The sequence below is a fragment of the Streptomyces alkaliphilus genome, from assembly GCF_014141535.1.
Lineage (GTDB): Bacteria > Actinomycetota > Actinomycetes > Streptomycetales > Streptomycetaceae > Streptomyces > Streptomyces alkaliphilus.
In genome coordinates, this window is sequence record NZ_VKHT01000532.1 from 1 (window position 1) to 3,584 (window position 3,584).

Genomic DNA, 3,584 nt, shown 5'->3' on the forward strand with positions numbered 1-3,584 from the left:
GTGCCACCCACCGCGGAGTCCGCCCCCGTCCCCGGGGGCGGCGCGACCCCCGACAGCCACTGTCCGCACTGCGGAGGTCGATTCCCGGAGAACGCCGGTTGGCCCCGCACCTGTCCGCACTGCGGGCGCGTGCGGTACCGCAATCCACTGCCGGTCGCCGTGGCGCTCCAACCCGTCCTCCTCCCGACGGACGGTACCGCCCTGCTCGCCGTTCGCAGGGCCATCGAACCCCGGCGTGGGCTGCTCGCGCTGCCGGGCGGGTTCATCGACCACGGGGAGGACTGGCGGGTGGCCGTGGTCCGCGAACTGTTCGAGGAGACCCGGGTGCGGGCGGAGGCGGAGCGGGTGCGTCTGTTCGACGCGCTCGGGGCGGACGGCGACCACCTCCTGCTCTTCGGCCTCCTGCCCGCGCTGGCCGCCGCCGACCTGCCGCCGGACCTCCCCACCGAGGAGACCACGGGGCGGGAGTTGTTGACCGGGCCCCGGGAACTGGCCTTTCCGCTGCACACCCGGGTGGCCCGGGCCTGGTTCGCCGGGCATTCCTGACCGGACCCCTGATAATTCCGTCCCGGCGGGATCAGATCGGGGACACCTCGATATCGATTTCCGTGGGCCTCCCCTCCGCCATCATCCGGTACACGAAATGGCCACTCCCGAACTCGGCCTCGAACGTCTGCTCCGCCTTCTCGAGGGCCGCGCTGTTCTCCTCCGAGGGGTCCAGGGTCCGGCGGAGCAGGGCGGTGGTGTGGGTGCTGCACAGGGTGCGGATGTGGCGCGGATTCCTGTAGATCACTTTCAGTCCCTGGAGAGCGGCGGAACTCTCCGCGAGCGCTTCCTCGGTCCTGCCCGCCGACGCGAGGACGACGGTCACATGGGTTCGGCAGGAAAGGGTGAGCGGGTGGTCGTTCCCCAGGGTTTCCTCGACCCTCGCCGCCGTCCGGGAGACCAGCGGTAGTCCGGCGTCGGGTTCGCCGCATCGAGCGCGGATGACGGCGAGGTTGGAGGCACAGGAAAGAGTGAGCGGATGGTCCTCCCCCAGTACGGCGATGTAATCCCGGTGCGCCTCCTCGGCGAAGGTCCGGGCGGTCGCCAGCCGTTCCGGGTTCCCGTTCTCCGGTACGGCCAGTGAGGAGGCCAGGCCCATCGCCGCCGCCATCGTGTCGGGATGCCGGGCGGTATGGGTTCGCAGGAAACCCTCGTGGGCCTCCCGGTTCTCCTCCTCGGCTTTGCGGATGTTGCCCAACCTGCGGTGGTTCACGGCCAGTTCCCTGCGGGCGCGAAGAACATCCGGGTGCCCCGTCCCGTGTACCCGCTCCATGCGGCCGAGGGTTTCCAGAAGGAGGCTCTGCGCCCCTCGGAAGTCACCCGTTTCCCGCCTTCCCTGGGCGATCCTGATCGCTCCCTGGAGAGTGAGTGGGTGATCGGCTCCCAGTAGGGCCAGTCTTTTCTCGAACGTCCGGCCGTCCAGTTCCAGCGCGGCGCCGGTGCGTCCGATCAGATTCAGCGAGACCCCGAGGTTGTTGGCCGCCCGCAGGGTGTCGTCGTGGTCCTCTCCCATGATGCGCTTGAAGAGATCGTGACAATCGGCGTCGGAGGCATGGGCTTCCGCGTACCGTCCCAGACCCCGCAGGTCGGCTCCGTAATTCCGTTGGGTGACCAGCGTGTGGGGGTGTTCCGGGCCCAGCTCGGGGTGGCGTCGTTGTCTGGTCAGCGCTTCGTGGTCCTGGGTGTAGGCCTCCCGATACATTCCCAGGGACCTGAGCGGATTGGCCAGTTGGGCACGCAGCCGCAGCACGAGGGGATCGTCGGGCCCGTGGCGCCGCTCCCACAGGGGCATCACCCGGCGCCCGATCTCCAGGGCCTGGTGCGGGTCCCCGCTCCGCCACAGGTAACGGACATGATCGATGACCCAGGTGGCCCAGCGCCCTGGCCGCTCCCCACCCGGCGAGGAGGTCCGCCCGCAACGCGGTGTGGTCGGGAGACGGCTCGACGGACAGTGCACGGTACAACCTCCGGGCCTCGGCCCAGTCGCCGCAACGGCCGGTCAACCCGGCGTGCCACAATCCCGCGAAGACCGCCAGCGGATGCCGGGCCCCCAAGTGCTGTCGGCACTCCCGCACCAACTCCGAAACCGTTCGCAACGTCAGGGCCGGGGCGGCGCCCGCATGGGAGGTCAACACCGCGGCCGCGTAACGTGCGGCGAGCCGCGCCGGGTGGCTCGCCGGTAACTCCCCGGCACTCCACCTCTCCAACTGTTTCGCGGCCGGCAGCGCGGTGTGGGGGACACCGATCTCGTGGGCCAGGCGGATCATTCCCGCGAGCTTGTCCAGATGCTCCACCCCGGAAGGCGGCCAGAAGACGACATCCGCCAGCGACCAGCCCAGGGCCACTTCGTGTCCGCTGTCCCAATGTCCCGTCTCCGTCACCGGAAGGTCGCCGGGGGAGGGGTTCCGTTCGCCCGGGCGACGTTCGCTCTCCTCGCTCAGGAGGTCGTAGCGCCGCTGCCACCAGTCGGGATCGTTCTGCGGTGGGGAGGGACGAAGACCGTTCCGACTGCCGTGCAGGAGAAGACAGTGGACGAGGGAACCGACGACATCCCGGTCCGTGCCGGGGGGTCGGTCGGCCTGAGCGAGGTAACCGTTGATCGCCGTACGGGAAAGAGCCCGGGGTACCCGTCTTTTCCCGTATTCCTCTCCGCACAGCCGTTCCAGTTCCCGCATCGTCGGACTGCCGGTTCCCCGGTGCAGGTCGCGCAGGAGCTGTCGGTACTCGAACCACGAGCCGGGAGCCGGATCGTTTTCCCTCATCACCGGACCCCCGCCCCGTTGTCCCCCCGCCGGTGTCCACCGGCGTCCGTCAACGCGTCCGCCGGTGTCCGGGACACTCCGGCGCGTATTCGGGATGTCCCGGACGCGCGTCCACCACCACGCCCCGTCCGTCTTCCCCGTGGTTCGTCCCGGACGCTCCGTGTTCGTCTCGGAGAGAGCTTGACTGGTGAAACGGGCCCCGGCAAGAGGGCCCGGAACGGGAGGTGATGTCCATGGAATCATTCGTGCTCGATCTCACATCCCCGGCACTGGGCACGGGAGTTGTGGTGGTTCTGGTACTGCTTCTCCTCACCGGTGGGAGGGGGAGGCCCTCCACGGGGACTCCGGGGAGGCCCCCGCACGACGCGGACCGGACCTGTTGCACCCGTGGGATGCGACGCCCCGGCGGTGTCGTGGCCGTTCTGGGGCCGATCGCGGCGGGCCTGGGGGCACTGGCACACCTCGGCCTGCTGCCCTTCGGGGCGGGTTGAGGACCACGGCCGGTGTCGGGGCCTCAGCGCCCCCGGCGGTCGAGGTGGGCCCCGTCCCCGGCGGCGACCAGGAACAGCCGACCGCCCTCGTCCAGGGGGGTGTCGAGCGCCAGGTCCACCCGGCGCTCCGGTTCCCGGACATCCACGAGATGGACGGTGCCGTGCCCGCCCCGGCTCACGGCGACCAGGTGACGGGCGGGCGAGGCGGCGATCGCCCGTCGTTGCACGCCGTCCCACGGCGTGCCGCCCCGACGCGGCGCGCCGGCCATGGCCGGCAACGGGATCC

The 3,584-nt window shown here is 70.5% G+C and carries 3 protein-coding genes and 1 pseudogene; 2 read left to right on the forward strand and 2 right to left on the reverse strand.

Features of this window, described 5'->3' with window-relative positions; genetic code table 11:
• Entirely contained in the window at nt 1–546 is a 546-nt protein-coding gene (locus FNQ90_RS16195; RefSeq protein ID WP_182607037.1) for an NUDIX domain-containing protein, read from the forward strand.
• A 31-nt stretch (nt 547–577) separates the two neighbouring features.
• On the opposite strand, the gene fxsT is transcribed toward FNQ90_RS16195, so the two are convergent.
• Complete coding sequence (fxsT, locus tag FNQ90_RS16200) at nt 578–2,002, reverse strand: FxSxx-COOH system tetratricopeptide repeat protein (RefSeq protein ID WP_182607038.1); 1,425 nt, start codon at nt 2,000–2,002, stop codon at nt 578–580.
• 1,032 nt (nt 2,003–3,034) lie between these two features.
• Between fxsT and FNQ90_RS16205 the strand changes: the two genes are divergently transcribed.
• A complete protein-coding gene (locus FNQ90_RS16205) occupies nt 3,035–3,298 on the forward strand; it encodes a hypothetical protein (protein WP_182607039.1) in 264 nt (87 codons plus the stop codon).
• Nucleotides 3,299–3,321: 23 nt separating this feature from the next.
• On the opposite strand, the pseudogene FNQ90_RS16210 reads toward FNQ90_RS16205, so the two are convergent.
• Nucleotides 3,322–3,584: pseudogene (locus FNQ90_RS16210) on the reverse strand (hypothetical protein); the annotation flags it as partial.